General features: G+C 67.2%; 13 protein-coding genes. 4 read left to right on the top strand and 9 right to left on the bottom strand.

Annotated elements, in window-relative coordinates:
* Window positions 1–25: 25 nt before the first annotated feature.
* Window positions 26–1,021, bottom strand: a complete 996-nt coding sequence (locus J7I44_RS09185) for an alpha/beta fold hydrolase (RefSeq protein WP_209619297.1) — start codon at window positions 1,019–1,021, stop codon at window positions 26–28.
* 178 nt (window positions 1,022–1,199) lie between these two features.
* Between J7I44_RS09185 and ligD the strand changes: the two genes are divergently transcribed.
* Window positions 1,200–3,764 (top strand): DNA ligase D, encoded by a 2,565-nt coding sequence (gene ligD, locus J7I44_RS09190; protein WP_209619301.1) that lies wholly within the window; start codon window positions 1,200–1,202, stop codon window positions 3,762–3,764.
* 262 nt (window positions 3,765–4,026) lie between these two features.
* Window positions 4,027–4,869, top strand: a complete 843-nt coding sequence (locus J7I44_RS09195; protein WP_209619305.1) for a class I SAM-dependent methyltransferase — start codon at window positions 4,027–4,029, stop codon at window positions 4,867–4,869.
* Window positions 4,870–4,876: 7 nt separating this feature from the next.
* Here J7I44_RS09195 and J7I44_RS09200 read toward each other — a convergent pair whose 3' ends face one another.
* The 5 genes from J7I44_RS09200 to J7I44_RS09220 form a co-directional block, all read right to left on the bottom strand.
* The gene (locus J7I44_RS09200; RefSeq protein WP_209619311.1) at window positions 4,877–5,443 is read right to left on the bottom strand and encodes a hypothetical protein; all 567 of its coding nucleotides are present in this window, start codon (window positions 5,441–5,443) and stop codon (window positions 4,877–4,879) included.
* Window positions 5,444–5,567: 124 nt separating this feature from the next.
* Window positions 5,568–7,346, bottom strand: a complete 1,779-nt coding sequence (locus J7I44_RS09205; protein WP_209619313.1) for a GGDEF domain-containing protein — start codon at window positions 7,344–7,346, stop codon at window positions 5,568–5,570.
* Between the two features lie 19 nt (window positions 7,347–7,365).
* The gene (locus J7I44_RS09210; protein WP_209619315.1) at window positions 7,366–7,638 is read right to left on the bottom strand and encodes a hypothetical protein; all 273 of its coding nucleotides are present in this window, start codon (window positions 7,636–7,638) and stop codon (window positions 7,366–7,368) included.
* 90 nt (window positions 7,639–7,728) lie between these two features.
* The gene (locus J7I44_RS09215; RefSeq protein ID WP_280921066.1) at window positions 7,729–8,559 is read right to left on the bottom strand and encodes an SAM-dependent methyltransferase; all 831 of its coding nucleotides are present in this window, start codon (window positions 8,557–8,559) and stop codon (window positions 7,729–7,731) included.
* 101 nt (window positions 8,560–8,660) lie between these two features.
* Entirely contained in the window at window positions 8,661–9,485 is an 825-nt protein-coding gene (locus J7I44_RS09220; protein WP_209619322.1) for a hypothetical protein, read from the bottom strand.
* Window positions 9,486–9,728: 243 nt separating this feature from the next.
* Here J7I44_RS09220 and J7I44_RS16965 point away from each other — a divergent pair, with 243 nt between their 5' ends.
* Complete coding sequence (locus J7I44_RS16965) at window positions 9,729–10,400, top strand: response regulator transcription factor (protein ID WP_209619325.1); 672 nt, start codon at window positions 9,729–9,731, stop codon at window positions 10,398–10,400.
* A 28-nt stretch (window positions 10,401–10,428) separates the two neighbouring features.
* Here the strand turns inward: J7I44_RS16965 and J7I44_RS09230 are convergent, their stop codons facing one another.
* The 3 genes from J7I44_RS09230 to J7I44_RS09240 all read right to left on the bottom strand — a co-directional run bounded on the left by J7I44_RS09230 (window position 10,429) and on the right by J7I44_RS09240 (window position 13,623).
* Complete coding sequence (locus J7I44_RS09230; protein WP_209619328.1) at window positions 10,429–10,623, bottom strand: hypothetical protein; 195 nt, start codon at window positions 10,621–10,623, stop codon at window positions 10,429–10,431.
* 225 nt (window positions 10,624–10,848) lie between these two features.
* Window positions 10,849–12,711 (bottom strand): hypothetical protein, encoded by a 1,863-nt coding sequence (locus tag J7I44_RS09235; protein WP_209619330.1) that lies wholly within the window; start codon window positions 12,709–12,711, stop codon window positions 10,849–10,851.
* 243 nt (window positions 12,712–12,954) lie between these two features.
* Window positions 12,955–13,623, bottom strand: coding sequence for a hypothetical protein (locus J7I44_RS09240; RefSeq protein ID WP_209619332.1), 669 nt, complete (start codon window positions 13,621–13,623; stop codon window positions 12,955–12,957).
* A 325-nt stretch (window positions 13,624–13,948) separates the two neighbouring features.
* Here J7I44_RS09240 and J7I44_RS09245 point away from each other — a divergent pair, with 325 nt between their 5' ends.
* Entirely contained in the window at window positions 13,949–15,580 is a 1,632-nt protein-coding gene (locus J7I44_RS09245) for a S8 family peptidase (protein WP_209619335.1), read from the top strand.
* The last annotated feature ends 229 nt before the right edge of the window (window positions 15,581–15,809 follow it).

The raw sequence follows: 15,809 nt of genomic DNA on the forward strand, positions 1-15,809 counted from the left end.
GCCACCGCCGTCGATGCAAGCGTCTTCAGTGGCCCTGCATGAACCCGTTCACGGCCTTAAGGAAGGCGTCCGGTTCTTCCTGGTAGGTGAAATGCGCACTGCCGGGAAGCACCACCAGCGTCGCGTGCGGCAGGCGCGCGGCCAGCGCGCGTTGCGGCGCGACGCCCACGGCCCCGTCATGCGCCCCGACGAGCACCAGCGTGGGCATGTCCAGGCGCTCGGGGTGGCGCACCGAATAGCAGATGAAATTCGATTCCGGCGCCATCAGTGCGGCGCCGATCTCGCCGGTGTTGCGCAGGCCGCTTTGCGCATCCAGGCGCTCCTGCTCCTGCTTGGCGGCCATCACGTGGAACTGCTGGCGATCGTGGAACGCGTGCCCGTCCGGCAACGTGGCCATGCCGGCGCCGACGAAAGCCAACCGCGCGTGGGCCAGCGCGCAGGTATCGCCGGGGGCGACGGCGCGCAGCGCCTTGCCGGCGTCGGATCGCTCGGCCGCCGCGTACGCCGCGGGGAACTGGCTGGCCAGCGTATGCATCCAGCTCTCCAGCGCACCCGGCAGGTCCACCGCCGCGTCGATCAGGATCAGCCGCGCCACGCGCTGCGGGTGAGTCTGCGCGTACTCCACCGCAAGCGTGCCGCCGAAGCTGTGCCCGGCCAGCACCATCCGCTTCACGCCCAGTTGCCGGCGCAGTCCTTCGATGTCTTCCACCTGGGTCGCCAGCGCATAGTCCCCGCGCCAGGGCCGCTCGCTCTCGCCGCTGCCGCGCTCGTCCAGGTAAACCATCGGATAGCGTGCCTCCAGCGCCTTGCCGGCCGTCATGCGGAAACTGTAGGAGTTGTAGCCCGGCCCGCCGTGCAGAAACACCACCGGCACGTCGGTCGGCGCGATCGGGCGCGAGGTCCAGTAAGTAAGACGGACGCCGTTGATGATGGCGTCATGGCGGGTCTGGGCAGCCTGCGCGCGCGATACCGGAGCGACAAGCCCGGTAAGGAGCACGGCGGCGACAAGCAATAAGCGCATGGCAGATCCAGTCGATGGAAGGGTGTACGCCACTTTGCCGTCCTGCGCCGTGGCCACTAAGTGCCGTTGGTCCTGCAACGCGGCCGGGCGGCCGCTTTGGCATGGGACTGTCGTTGCTCTACCGCGGATTCACGACGCGGGTGCCACAACGACCTGGGCATTGTCGCGGAGCCATCGCTTGAGCCTCAGGGAATACGACCGCAAGCGGCGTTTCGATACGACGCCGGAGCCGCGCTCCGAGGGTTCGGCGGCGCAGGGCGGGCGGCCGATCTTTGTCGTGCAGCTGCATCACGCCAGCCGGCGGCATTACGACTTCCGGCTGCAGGTCGGCGACACGCTCAAATCCTGGGCCTGCCCAAAGGGCCCAAGCTACGACCCGAACGTCAAGCGCCTGGCCGTGGAAGTCGAGGACCACCCGATCTCCTATGCCAAGTTCCAGGGCGACATCCCCGCGGGCGCCTACGGCGGCGGCCACGTCGACACGTTCGACAGCGGCGTGTGGTCGACGCCGTACGATCCGGAGGCGCAGCTGGAGAAAGGCCACCTGCGCTTCGAGTTGTTCGGCACCCGGCTCAAGGGCAGCTGGCACCTGGTGCGCAGCGGCAAGCCGGCGAAACAGCCGCAGTGGTTCCTCATGCACGACAAGGACGCCTACGCCAGCGACGTCGAGGCCGACGACCTGCTCGATGCGCGCATGATCGCCAGCACCCGGGCTGCCGCCGGCCGCTCCGGCGGCGCGAAGGAAGTGGCCGCAACGCTGGACACCCGCAAGCGCAAGAAGGTGCCGGCCGCCGGCCACCACGCCAGCAAGGCAGGCAAGCTCGCCGCCGCCGCGGAAGGCGCAAAGAAGGCAAAGGCAAGCGCCGGGTTCTTCGCTCCCGAGCTGGCCATCCTGCGCGAGAACCCGCCAAGCGGCGAGCAGTGGCTGCACGAGGTGAAATGGGATGGTTACCGCATCCTCGCGACCGTGGCCAAGGGCCAGGTCGAGCTGTGGTCGCGCAACGGTCTGTCATGGTCGGACAAGATCCCCGACATCCGCCAGGCGATCGAATCGCTGGGCCTGGATTCGGCCCGGTTCGACGGCGAACTGATCGCGCTGAGCGCGGATGGTCAGGCCGATTTCAACGCGCTGCAGAAGACGCTCTCCGGCGAGGCCAACGCGCCGCTCGCGTACATGCTGTTCGACCTGCCCTTCCTGGAGGGCTACGACCTCTCCCGCACGCCGCTGCACGCGCGCAAGGGGATCCTGGAGGCGTTGCTGCAGGATCCACCCGCGCACCTCTCCTACAGCACCCATGTGGTGGGCAACGGCGACCAGGTGTTCGCCATGGCCTGTGCGCAGAAGCTCGAGGGCATCCTCAGCAAGCGCGTCGATTCCGGCTATCGCGCCGGTCGCGGCGATGACTGGCTGAAGATCAAGCGCGTGGAGTCGGACGAATTCGCGGTGGTCGGCTACACCGCGCCCAAGGGCGGGCGCCAGGGCTTCGGTGCGCTGCTGCTGGCAAAGCCGGCTGCGGAAGGCGGCTGGCATTTCATGGGACAGGTTGGCAGCGGCTTCAGCCACCGGCAGCTGCTGGACCTCAGCCGCACGCTCGCGACCGGCGGCGGCAGCAAGCCCACCGTACGCAATCCCGAAGACGCGCCGCGCGGGGTCAAGTGGATCGAGCCCACGGCCGTGGCCGAGGTGAATCACCGCGGCATCGGCAATCAGGGCCTGCTGCGCCAGCCGAGCCTGAAGACGATGCGCGCGGACAAGACGCCCGCCGACCTGCGCGACAGCGACCGGGCGACGCCCACGCCTGCCGCCCCGCGGCCCAGGGCGTCCGCGCGCAAGAGATCCGCTGGCAAGGCCGCGGCACCCGCGGGCATCGCCATCACCCACCCCGAACGCGTGGTGTATCCGACCGACGGCTATACCAAGCAGGACGTGGTCAATTACTACCGCACGGTGATGGACTGGTTCCTGCCCGGCGTGATCGACCGGCCCACCTCGATCATCCGGTATCCCGACGGCATCGATAAACCGTCGTTCTTCCAGAAGCACATCCCTTCCGGCGGCCTGAAATACGTCGGCAGCGTGAAGCTCAAGGAGGAAACCGGCGCCGCCGCCATCTATCTCTATCCGCAGTCCGCCGAGTCGGTGATGGAGCTGGTGCAGTACGGCACGCTGGAATTCCATCCCTGGGGCGCCAGGGTCGCTACGCCGGACCTCGCCGACCGCGTGGTGTTCGACCTGGACCCCGGTCCGGACGTGAGCTGGGAGCGCGTGGTCGCTGCCGCCCGGCTGGTGCGCAAGCTGCTGGCCGACCTGGAGCTTGAATCCTTCCTGCGCACCACCGGCGGCAAGGGACTGCACGTCGTGGTGCCGCTCAACCCGCCGTCGGACTGGGCCACGGTCAAGCAGTTCGCGCAGGGGTTCGCCGGCGCGCTGGCGGGGATCCATCCGATGGAGTTCGTCGCGGTCAGCACCAAGTCGATCCGCCACCAGAAGATATTCGTCGACTACCTGCGCAACGGTCGCGGCGCCACCGCGGTGGCCTCCTACTCGCTGCGCGGGCGCCCAGGCGCACCGGTCGCGGTGCCGCTGCGCTGGGAAGAGCTGGGCAAGATCAAGAGCGGCGCACAGTTCGACATCCACTCCCTGCCCGCCCGGCTCAAGCGGCTGCGCAAGGATCCATGGGCCGGTATCGACGAGCTGGAGCAGAGCCTGGACAAGGTGATCGGGAAGCTGGGCGGGGCTTGAGACGCTGTCTCGTTCGCGAGAGGCGCGGCCTCCTGGTCCAGGACAGGGAGATGCGCCGAGGCCTTGGCTCCCTCTCCCCCGCGGGGAGAGGGCTGGGATGAGGGGCCGAGCTTGCGCCAAGCCACACGCCCGCCGAATGCAAGGTCCTCTTCCATCCAGCTGCAACCACCCGCCCAGGCGGATCGGGGCATGGCCGACACCCCACCGATTCGCTATGGTCGCGCTCCACTTCGCGACTGCCGCGCGCCAGGAGCCGCCCTTCATGCCCCACTACCACGGCCCCCTGCTCACCCGTCCTGTCGCCGAGGCGCTGGTCGCCGCACGCGACGCCGGCGCCGATACGTGGACGGGATCACTGGACCTCGACCGCTCGCGCTCGAACGCACATCTACAGGCGGACGCCTGGCAATGGCAGGACGCACGCTACCCATATCCGGCGAAACTTAAGGACCGCACGATCTACTACTGGGATAGCGAGGCCTTCGCACCCGTTTCGCGCTTCTCCGGTTCGCTGATCAAGCTGGTGCCCACCGAGTGGGGCGCACCCACCTTCGAGATCGACGGCATCAAGATGCTGCCGACCTCGAAGGCGTCGCCGGTCGAGGACGCACGGCGCAAGGTGGCGCTGGTCGAACCACGCGGCAAGGTGGTACTCGACACCTGCGGGGGACTGGGCTACTTCGCGGCCGGTTGCCTCGAAGCCGGCGCGGCACGCATCCATTCGTTCGAAAAAAACATCGACGTACTGTGGCTGCGCACCTTCAACCCGTGGTCGCCGGACCCCGACGCGCCCGCCAGCGGTGGCCGGCTGCAGCTCGCCCACGCCGACGTGTCGGTCGCCATCGCGCAACTGGCCGACGCCTCAGTGGACGCACTGCTGCATGACCCACCGCGCTTCGGCATCGCCGGCGAGCTCTATTCACAGGCGTTCTACGACCAGCTCGCCCGCGTGCTGCGCCGTGGCGGGCGCCTGTTCCACTACACCGGCAGCCCGAACAAGCTCACCAGCGGCCGCGACGTGCCGCGCGAAGTGGCAAAGCGTCTGGAAAAGGCCGGCTTCAAGGCGCAACTGGCGCTGGATGGCGTGCTGGCGACGCGGCGCTAGGCGATGCTCAGATCGCTGGCGATCGACGGCCCTTGAGGCGTACCCACAGACGCGCAAGCCACGGGCGCACGACCAGGTGCAGGATGGCCGAGGCGAGCGCGATCACCGAAGCGACCAGCGTCGGCAACAACGCGCCAAAGGCATGCATCATGCCCAGCACGAACCCCAGCAGGCACTCGGCCCGGTAGCCCGGCAACAGCAAGGCCAGCACGATCATTCCCTGGAACCACCAGGACAGGAATGTCTCGTACCCGCCCGTGAACGACACCGCGATACCGATACCGAACAGCAGGCCCACGACGAAGCCCACCACGATCGTCCGATAGACGGACAGCCTTGCGCTCTCCGGATGTCCCTCGATCCGACGCTGGATTCGCCCGGTGAGGAACCAGGCCAGCGCAGGCACCAGCAGGGCACTCCATGCGTTCGATATGCCGGGAAGGTCTACGCGTGCGAACAGGTGGTGCGTGGCAATGCCGCCGTGGGCATGCTCCCAGCCGAGGTTGGCCAGCTCCACCAGCGTCGCCAGGATGGCGAATCCCAGGCGCCAGCGCAGGATTGCGTGTTTCCTCATGGTTCCCTCCACGCGAGGCCGGCGTCGTCCCGTGCACCGTACCGACTGAGACCGGCGCGGCAATCTGCCACAAGTCAGGCCATGTCAAAGGTATCGGTCATTGGCGCCCGCGCTGTCGGACCGGTCAGGCCTGGACCAGGGCGTTGGCGACTTCCAGATCGCCCATGACGCAGTTGCGGCCCGCACGCTTGGCGCGATAGAGCGCCGCGTCGGCTTCCCTGCAAAGCCGCTGTACGCCGTAGCCGGACGTGGCGGTAGACGCCAGCCCGACGCTGGCCGATATCGTAATCTCGAACCCATCCTTGCTGACGGGCGACTCGAGAATCGCCGCACGGATGCGATTGGCGATGTCCATGCCCTGCTCGCGCGAACACTCGTACAGCAGGATGCCGAACTCCTCGCCACCCAACCGGCCGAACAGGTCAACGGGACGCAACTGCTGCTGGCAGGCGGCGACGGCGCGCTTGAGCACCGTGTCCCCCGTGGCATGGCCATGGGTGTCGTTGACGAGCTTGAAGTGATCCAGATCCAGCACGATCAGGCAGGCATGGCCAACTTTCTTGTTCAGTAGCTGCAGAGCGCGCTCCGTCCTGCAGATGAAGTGCTGGTGGTTGAGGATGCCGGTGAGGCCATCCAGTCGAGAGAGCCGCATGAAGCGCAGCTGTGAGCGCTTGAGCCGGAACAGCCAGAAGACGATCGACGCCAGCACCAGAAGGAGCAGGACATTGTAGAGGCGGCTGGTCTCGACGGCTTTGGTGTCCAGAGCCTGCTGCAAGCGGAGAATCTTGTTCTGCTTACTTAGTCGCTCTGTCTCCAGTTTCTGCGCCAACATGTGTTGCCGGGCTACTTCGTAGGCCAGCGTCCGCGCACTGATGTCATCGAGATAGCCCCTGTCCTGGACGACGTAGTGTTCGTAAAAGGACAACGCCGCCGCGGCGTTGCCCAGCCTCTTCTCGGTTCGATAGAGCACCTTGTAGGCTTCGGCCAGCGCCTGGTCGATGCTTCCGGGCTTCGCCATGGCGACCGCGACGAGGGCTGCGGCTCTAGCGTCTTTGTCACGGCCGAGGGCGGCCAGTGCTTGCGCGCGTTGCACCTTGGCGGACAGTATGTGCGGATAGTATGCGCTGGTACGAATACTGGCAGAGAGCCGATCAAGCAGCGCGAGGGCCATGGATGGCTTTCCCTCTTCGATATAGAGGTTGACCAAGACCAGTTGCATGCTGTTGCTAAAGGCCGGCTGGTCAGTGGCGTCGCACTTTTCGATGGCACGCTGAAGTTCCTGACTGGTCGAGGTCAGCCGCTTCCCGTTGTATAGCGCAGCGACCTCCCTCGAGAGCGGTCGGCACAGGTTTTCACCCGGAGGAACGGCCTGTTCGGCCATGTGCGCGTACTGGATTGCCAGGTCGATCTGGCCTGCCAGACTGAGCATCTGCGACAGATCCGACTGTAGCAAGAATCGGGCCTGTGGATCTTTGACCTGGTCCAAGCCCGCGGCCAGGCGGTTGGCCAAGGTGAATGCGTCTTCGTAGCGCCGGTTGAGCGCCAGATTGTTGAGAAGCAGCCCCGATGCCTTCGCGGCCAGCACGTCGTTGCCGGAACGGTCGATGATCTCGCGCAACTGCGTTTCGGAGGCAGTGTAGTCGCCTTCGAACATGGCCTCCCAGGCATCGAGATACCGCAGATGCCATTGTTGAGCCGGAGTGAGGTTCGGTGCCTCGCGATGAATCCGGTCCAGCATCACGACAAATCGCGGATGGTCCCGGGTACGCAGAGCCTCGGCCTGTTCGAGAAACACGCCGGGATTCATGGCTGGCGAGTCGGCCTGGCTGACCTGCGCAAGCAGGCACCAGGCCAGGATTGCCCCCGCGAGCCAGACACGGCCACGGCTTGATGGCCGGGACATAACCTACACCCTGGATGACTTACGACTTACTGCCAAGAGGCGGGACGTCGAGCGGCTCCTCCTCCATCGGTTCGTCATCTTCGCGGGCAGGCATCTGATTGACCTGCGGCACCTGGTTGGGCAGTTGCCCGAATTCCACCGACAGTACCGAGCTGTCGCCCGATGCGGCCGCCGCAACCAGCGCCGCGGATGCCTGTGCCCCGTCGAGCCGCTGCGCCAGCTCTTCTCCCGGCGCGTGCCGCAGAGAGGCGTCGCGGCCAATCGCTTCCAATAGCTCGATAGTGTCGGTCATTTGTGATTCCCCCTGCGTTTGACGGTAACTAAAGCCTTCGTCGTGCGTATCGCTCAGCGAACCGCCCCCTGCTGCATTCGCACCCGACCATTATGCGATTTTTTCGACTCGCTCCAATGCATCCAGTTTTTCCAGATACGCCTGCATGGCCACGTTGGGCTTGAGCGGCATGGCAGGGGGAAGCACCACCGTTTCCTCGGCAGTCAGCGGCGACAGGGCCAGGTCGCGTAAGGCCACACGCCTGGCACGGGGCCTCTCGATCGGAAGCGTGGCCGCCCGGTAGATAATTACTTCATGTTCGGGCGGATAATCCTTAACCAGCAGATCGACCAGCAACTGGCGATAGGCCGGCCCGGTCGCGAAGCGACCGAGCGATCGATCACCGACCAACGCGACCTGCCAAAGGACGAGGTAACCGGTCGGATCGATCCGCCGCTCGTAGAACAGCAACTGGCTTGCCTCAAAATGCTGGCAGCCGAAACGGCCCGGATCGATGCCCAGGTCCGCATAAAGGCAGTCTTCGGCAGAGACGCCCGGCTCCATGTGAGCTTCGAATCCCTCCGCACGCGCCACCTCGATGACTTTGTGCGGCGACCAGGCAAAAATACCCGGGTGTCCGTAGAACACTCCGCACACGCGCTTGCCTGCGCGCACTTCGACCATCATCAACTCGACCCACTCGCGATAGGTCTTAAGGCGCGACTTGCCCTCGCGGTAATACGGCTGGAGGCTGCGCACATCAGGGTGCATGCGCTCCAGCCACTTCTCGACGATGCCGTCGGAAAGTCCGGCGAACACCACGTCAGCCTGCTCGATGTGGCTACGCGCCAGCGGCGTCAGGTGGGAACCGAGGGTCATGCCCATGCCGACGCAGGCGAGGCTGCCGCGTGTCCTGTGCGCTATCGCAGGGGAAGTGTCCATCGCGTGATGGTAAGACAAAAACGGGACGGAGCGCGTCGGCTCCTGACATGTACAAGCCCCCGGCCCCTGGGCCGAGGGCTTGAGTCGACCGCGGACGGTCCTCAGTCGAGCGGCACCTTGTAGTTGCCGTGATTATCGATCGGGCAGGCGCATTCGTTGCCGACCTGTTTCGGAGCGAAGTGATACCCCGGAATGCGGCTGGTGAGATACGCAGCCGTGGCCTTGTAGGCGTTCAAGTTGTAAGGCGGCTTCGCCGAACCGAAGGTATTGCCGCCGGGGGTGGTCAGCACCTGCCACAGCGTCGGCTGCGCGGCAGATGGCGTGATGTAGAAGCTCGGCACGACGGTGTCATTGAAGTCGGCGTACTTGTCCACGCCGACCAGGTTCCAGGCATCCTGCGAGGCGTTCTTCCAGAAGCCCGGCGAGCACCATGCGCCCGGCGTCTTCATCGGCTGGCAGCCATGGCTGACGACCAGTTGGACGTTTCCGTTCCTGACATCACCCTCGTAGGTGGCCGTGACCGGCAGGCCAACGAGTTTGTTGTAGCGGTAGTACTTGCTGGCGTACTTGAAGGTGCCGCCCACTTTGATCATCTGCACGGTGCGATCGGGCAGGGTCAACGTCGCGGACACCGCGCCATTGGCGGTGAGCACCCAGACCAGGTAACCCTGCCCCGACTGGTAGGGCTGACCCGTTCCGTTCCAGTTGGCGAACAGGCCGGTGCCGCCGTCGTCGGCATCGTTCTGACCGGTCAGGCCACATCGCTCGTCCTGCAGGTTGTGCGTGTTGCCGTCGAAGCTGAAGCCCTGGCCGGTGTAGGTCACGGCCGTCGCAGCCCATGCGGGCGCGGCCCCAACCAGGGTCAGCAGGAGAGCCAGCAGCAGCATGGCGAACAGGCGCCTGGACTTCATGAGCAGGGTCTTCATGAGCGTGTACTCCCGGGGAACCGCCGCAGCGGGGGAGCGCAGCATGCGGCGCGCGCCAGAACGGATGAATACTCCGATCGGAGTAGACGGACCGGCCGACCCATGGCATGCCGCGACGATCGATCGGGCTCGTACCCGGGGCTGCCGCGGTGGTGGGCTGCAGCCCGGGGCGGAGTGAACACGCCCCGCTCACGGCGGCGCTTCAATCCTCCGCAGGAAAACGCGGGATCGCGGGAGGGCCGCGTGATCAGCATCGTGCTCGGCGGGCCGGACCCCGCCATCCGTCAGGCCCTGGCCGCCGGTTTCGGGCGCGTCGAAGGGTTGCAGGTCGTTGGTGAAAGTGGTTCGCCGGAGCACCTGTCGCTGCTGGTCGCCTCCCATCGGCCAGCCATTGCGGTGGTCGAAGCGTGCTGGGCTGATGCCTGTCCCGGCTTGCTCGGTCGCCTGCTGGCCCGGCCAAGCGCGCCAAGGATGGTGATGTACGCGGACACGCTGGCCCGGCCGGAGATTCTCGCCGCGGTGAAGCTGGGCGCCCATGGCTGCCTGTCGCGGCATGCGCCTGTCACGACGTGGCGTGAGGCGATTCTCGCCGTCCATGGTGGCGATTCCTGGATCCCGCGCGCGTTGATGGCCGCCGCGCTGGCTGACCTGCGGCACCTGCTGTGCATGGACCAGTGGCCCGCGCCGGGCATGGCTCCGTTGACCGACCGCCAGCGCGAGATCGTGCGCTGGGTCGCGCAGGGCCTGAGCAACAAGGAGATTGGCCGGCGCATGGGCATCAGCCCGACCACGGTGAAAACGCACCTGCACAATATCTTCGAGCGCGCCGGCATCAACGGCCGGCAGCAGCTGGCTGTCCACGCGCTCAGGCAGGCCACCCCGGCGCACCCGGCGCCGGGGACCGGGGTGAACTGAACTGCCCCCCGGCCCTCGTCCGCTTCACCTAATACTGCGGCGCGTACCAGGCCAGCACGTCCCGCGCTTGCCGGATATCCAGCGGTGGGCACTGGCCCAGCTCGCCACCGGAGAGCGCCGACTGGGCCCGCATGCGGATGCGCGTCTCCTCCGGATCCACCGGCGCGGACAGCCGGCCCCATTTCGCTTCGCAATGTGCGGCGACTTCCTGGAATGCGTTCATGCGTGATCCCTCCTTGCGACAGGTGGTTTGCCAGCAGCAGAACGAATACCGAAGTCCCCATGCCCGACCGTCGTGCCGAGCGTCGAGCCCGCTTCGGTTCGCGACCAGTATCGACGGCCTACGTGAACCCCCTGCCAAGTTCGCGTGGTCCGGGTGTGTGGTCGCCAACGAAAACGAAACGGGCGCGGTGGAGCTTCCACCGCGCCCGTCATCGGCGACCCTGGCTCAGAGCTGGAGCCGGGAAATGCGCGTCGACCAGTTGCTGAGCGCACCACGCGTGCCGCCGCACTGGAACAACGGCGGTGTCAGGTACTGCGCCAGCGTGCAGGCGTGCGCGATGTACTCCGAGGCGGTCCAGATGGTGTTGCCCTCGGCCGCCGCCGCACCGTAGTCGCCCCAGCGCGGACGGTTGTCGCCCAGGTAGGGAATGCCGGTGAAGCCGTCCCACGGCGCCGCGCCGGCGGCGGCGATGTGCACGTCGCCCGCCCCATGCTTGGCATCGAAGCTGGCGTAGCCGGCACTGGGCCAGTCGTTCGGCCCCACCACGGTGAAGGCGATCACGCCGCGACCGCTCTGGGTCACCGCCGAGGTGCCGTAGGTGAGGTTGGCGTCAGGCAGCGCGAGCGTGCCGTTGGCGAACACGCCGCCGGACTTCGGATCGATCACGAACCAGGCGACGCCCGATCCATGGCTGCCATCTCCCAGCAGCACGTCGGTGTCCAGCGTGCCCCACAGCTTGCCGTTGGCAAAACTGACCTGCTGCATGCGCGAGTCGTTGACCGCGAGCGCGCGCGGCGTGGAGTACACGATGTTCGGATAACCGAGGTACGTGGGCGCACAACCGGTCAGTGCGAAGCAATCGCGCAGCGGCGCGTCGCCGGGCTTCTGTTGCGCCAGGCTGGTGGGTACCGCGTAGGTCTGCACGCCCACTGCCGACACGTCCAGCGTCAGCGACATGGGCGCACTGTCGATCGCGCTGGTGTGGGATACGGACCACAGCCAGATCGTGTTCGACGTGCCTTCGTCGTAGAACACCGCGTCGGAGCTCAGCAGGTATTCGGTGCCGCCATGGGCGCCGGCGTACTGTCCGCCGCTGGAAATGGCCGGCCAGACGGTGAATGCCGGCGCCCGCACGCTCGGGTCGCCGGCGTTGAACAGCACCACGTTGGGCGAGGCATCACCCGCCACCAGCGCGCGCTTGGAGATCGCATAGATCTGCGCGCCGTAGAAACCCGGACCGAACAGCGCGAACTCATTGGTGGTCAGGAAGATCGCGTTGGCGTCGGCGCCGATGTGCGGGTAGTCGCCCAGGCAGAAGCCGGCGGTGCATCCGTGGTCCGGCGTGCCGTCGCTGCCGTTGTTCTGCACCGGCAACTGGTAGATCGTCCAGGCTCCGGTCGGATCGGCCGTCTGGCTGACCGCGATGTCCAGGTGGTTGGTGCCCGAGAGCGCCGAACTGGTGCCGGCCCGATCAAGCGTCAGCACGATGTGGAACCAGCGGCGGGTATCGGCGTCGTAGTAACACGAGGGATCGGTGATGCTCGGGCCGTAGGCCCCGGTGGTGCGATTGATCGCCGCCGGGTAGCCGTAGAACGTGTTCAGATCGACCGGACCGACCAGCTCGTTGCCCGCGCGGTCGTAGATCGCCAGCACGTCGTTCACGCTTTCCACGATGAAGCCGTTGCCGACGCACAGCCCCTGGTCCGGCGGCTCCACGGAAAACTGGTTGCCACCGTTGGCATAACGCTGGTCGTGGAAGTTCAGCCCCTCGAAACCATCCTTCAGTTCAGGGTGAGACTTCGCGCGCGTGGCGTGCCCCATGCTGTTGAGGCCACCGTGGTGGCCGTGGTGGAGCGTGCGGTTGACCACCGGCTCGCCGCCCAGGTCGTCCTCGCCATCGCCCGAATCGGCATCGCCCGCCGCCATCGCCGGATCCTGCTCCAGGCTCGTGAGCGGCGCGCCGCCCACGGGGGTGGTGTGGGGTACGGTGGTGGTGCCCTTTTGCAACTTCAGCGTGACAGGGGTCGCCCCCATCGCGCAGGTGGCAAACGTCATCGCCGCGAGGGCGATGAGCAGTCGAGTCTTCATAAACGGTCTCCTTCCATCCGTGAATCGGTTGGGTGACCGCGTCCCCCTGTGAGCGCCGCCGTCGATCAGGCCGACGAGCGTCCACGCAAGTACGCATACGGGGGTATGCGCGCGCGCCACGATACGCCCGAGTCTGGCGCCATGCCACAGCAATAATGGAAGAGCTCGGCAGCGCGATAAAAACCCTCGCAGGGTGAGCTTCAGCCCACCGCTCGCGAATCCGCACCGGAGGGCTGAAGCCCCCTATGAAAGGTGCCCGGCGTCGGCCTCGTCATGCCCCGCGTGATCGCCCAGCGCAAGCCCGCCGCCACCAGCGGCCATGCCGCCCAGCCCCCCGCCGCCACCTTTGCCGGGGGCGTCCCTGCCGCCACCGTCGCCGCGCCCCTTGGCCGGCGAGGGGCGGGTCGGCCCCTGTTTTGGCAGCACCAGCCCGGCCGGGATGGGCGGCAGGTCCAGTGCGTGACGGACGAAATCACGCAACGAGACCACCAGCTCCGCCGTATGCACCGGCCGCCCGGCAGCCAGTTCGTTGGCGGCACGGGCAGCCAGCCGGACCTGCTCGTCGGTGCCCAGCAGCAGGATGTCCGAGAGCGCCGCCTCGACCGCGTCGCGGATGCGCCGCGAGCGATCCGAGCTGGCGCCCTCGCCCTCCGTCGATCCGGCGCGCTGGCACAGGTGACGAAGGTGCGTGGGATCGACCGCCAGATCACCGGTGAAGGACCCACCCAGCGTCTTGTACGCGGCCATCAACGTACGCAGCCGCTCGTTGATCTGCCGGTTTTCGCGCTGCGGGCGACGCTGCACGGCCTGCATCGCGAGCAGGCGCATGCCCACGCCCAGCAGCGTGACCAGCACCAGGCCGAACAAGGTCGGCCACAGCGCGTGCCAGGAACTGAAATCGAGATTGCGCACGCCGTCGCTCCCGCGGAGTTGGCGCCAGCATGGCAACGCGCATGCAGGCAGAGCGTGCTCGCCGCATGCCGCAGGGACACCTCCATGCCACGCCCGCAGTGGCGGACAGTGGGCGCCTGTCGCACCGCCATCGCCGATTTTCACGAGGGCCCCACAAGCGTGTGCCTAGTGTCCATGCCCGTTGTCCGCGGGGAGGCCGCGGCAGGGTTTGGCTGGAGGCAGGGGTTCTCCGGCTCCGAGGTTGCCTGTGACAGGACAGCGCCATCCGGCGCTGTCGTCGCTCGATGCGCCGCACGTCTGGCGCCCACCACCGGAGGACCACCGCATGACACACCGTTACGCGATCAAGGCGCTGCTGGGCGCCTCCATCGCCCTTGCCCTGTCCCTCTCCGCCCACGCCGCCGCGCCATCGGGACCGGGCGGCACGCGCTACGACGTCAGTAGCCTGGCGCCCAATGGCCACTACGACCGCTTCATCGTCACCTACCGCGACGGCAGCACCGAACGCACCGACCATGCGGCGCTGCTGCAAAACGTCGGTGCGGCGATCAGCCGGGCGGGCCTGAACCGCGCGACCGCCGCCGGCGGCCGCAGCTCGGGCGTGCAGGCTGCCTACCAGCGCAAGCTGGCCACTGGCGCGGATCTGGTGCGCACCTCACGCAAGCTCGACAGCAGCGAAGCGGCGACGCTGGTCCGGCAGATCGCCGCCGACCCGGCGGTGGCCTTCGTGGCACCGGACGTGATGCTGCACCGCGTGCGCGACATCCAGGCGCCCGCCAACCTCGCACCGGCGACCTTCAGCCCCAGCGATACCTACTACCCGTTCTACCAGTGGGACCTGAAGGCGCCCGACGGCACCGTCACCGTCTTCGGCGACGCAAACCACGGCGGCACGCGTGTCAACGACGCCTGGGACCTGGCCGACGGCAAGGGCGTGGTCATCGCCGTGCTGGACACCGGCATCACCCGCCACGTGGACGTCGACACCAGCCTCGCCGACAAGGGCTACGACTTCATCACCGATGCCCTGGTCTCCGGCCGCGCGACGGACGACCGCGTGCCCGGCGGCTGGGATCTGGGTGACTGGACCACCACCGAGCCGTGGCTGTCGGCCTGCACCAACGAGAACAATCCGCCCGAGCTCAGCTCCTGGCACGGCACACACGTGGCCAGCACCGCAGGTGCGGAAATCACCGACAACGCGCTGGGCATGGCCGGCATCGCCTTCCACGCCCGGGTGCTGCCGGTACGCGTGCTCGGTCACTGCGGCGGTTACACCAGCGACATCGCCGACGCGATCGTCTGGGCCGCCGGCGGCAAGGTGGACGGCGTGCCGCGCAACCGCCATCCGGCGCAGGTGATCAACCTGAGCCTGGGCGGCGAGGGCCGCTGCAATCCGCACGACGTCACCGCCAAGGCCGTGGCCAAGGCGAACGCACTGGGTGCGGTGGTTGTGGTTTCTGCCGGCAACAGCGGCGACGATGCGGCCAAGTACACGCCGGCCGGCTGCCCGGGCGTGATCACCGTGGCGTCCACCGGCATCACCAGCCAGCGCGCGTACTACTCCAACTACGGCCACGCGGTGGAAATCGCCGCGCCCGGCGGCGGCGTGTACCAGGACGACGATCCCAACACCGGAACGATCTCCTACGACGGCTTCATCTGGCAGGCGCTCAACAACGGCGACACCACGCCGGTCCCCGAAGGCACCACCTACAGCGGCTACGCGGGCACCTCCCAGGCCGCCCCGCACGTCACCGGTACGGTCGCGCTGATGCAGAGCGCACGCAAGGAACTGTGCCTGCCGCCGCTCAAGCCCAAGCAGGTCCTCAAGCTGCTGCAGGCGACCGCCTATCGGCCGATGATCCGACCCAAGGGCAAGTACTCCATCGGCGCCGGCATCCTGGACTCCGCCGCCGCCGTGGAAGCGGCCGTGCAATTCGTTCCGCACAAGTAAGCCTGCTCGCCGGAGAGAGGGAACTGCGCCGCAACGGCTCCCTCTCTCCATGTGAGAGTCTGGGCTGGGACGCAAGGCCCAACGCCTGCTGCAACAAGCGCCCTCTCCCCGCCGGGGAGAGGGCTGGAGTGAGGGTCAGGCTTGCGGGAAACAGCGGCGGTCCTCGCAAGATCTGCACCCCTGCCCGCCAGCCACGGGAAAGCCGGCACCGCCGTCTCCCCTCGCGCCC

The sequence above is a fragment of the Frateuria flava genome (genome assembly GCF_017837635.1).
GTDB classification, from domain to species: Bacteria; Pseudomonadota; Gammaproteobacteria; order Xanthomonadales; family Rhodanobacteraceae; genus Frateuria_A; species Frateuria_A flava.

What these genes read in the sequence shown, in the direction of transcription:
- J7I44_RS09195 (WP_209619305.1), top strand. Translation starts at nt 4,027, where the DNA reads ATGCCCCACTACCACGGCCCCCTGCTCACCCGTCCTGTCGCCGAGGCG.
- J7I44_RS09185 (WP_209619297.1), bottom strand. Translation starts at nt 1,021, where the DNA reads ATGCGCTTATTGCTTGTCGCCGCCGTGCTCCTTACCGGGCTTGTCGCT.
- J7I44_RS09210 (WP_209619315.1), bottom strand. Translation starts at nt 7,638, where the DNA reads ATGACCGACACTATCGAGCTATTGGAAGCGATTGGCCGCGACGCCTCT.
- J7I44_RS09230 (WP_209619328.1), bottom strand. Translation starts at nt 10,623, where the DNA reads ATGAACGCATTCCAGGAAGTCGCCGCACATTGCGAAGCGAAATGGGGC.
- J7I44_RS09215 (WP_280921066.1), bottom strand. Translation starts at nt 8,559, where the DNA reads ATGGACACTTCCCCTGCGATAGCGCACAGGACACGCGGCAGCCTCGCC.
- J7I44_RS09200 (WP_209619311.1), bottom strand. Translation starts at nt 5,443, where the DNA reads ATGAGGAAACACGCAATCCTGCGCTGGCGCCTGGGATTCGCCATCCTG.
- J7I44_RS09245 (WP_209619335.1), top strand. Translation starts at nt 13,949, where the DNA reads ATGACACACCGTTACGCGATCAAGGCGCTGCTGGGCGCCTCCATCGCC.
- J7I44_RS09205 (WP_209619313.1), bottom strand. Translation starts at nt 7,346, where the DNA reads ATGTCCCGGCCATCAAGCCGTGGCCGTGTCTGGCTCGCGGGGGCAATC.
- J7I44_RS09220 (WP_209619322.1), bottom strand. Translation starts at nt 9,485, where the DNA reads ATGAAGACCCTGCTCATGAAGTCCAGGCGCCTGTTCGCCATGCTGCTG.
- J7I44_RS09235 (WP_209619330.1), bottom strand. Translation starts at nt 12,711, where the DNA reads ATGAAGACTCGACTGCTCATCGCCCTCGCGGCGATGACGTTTGCCACC.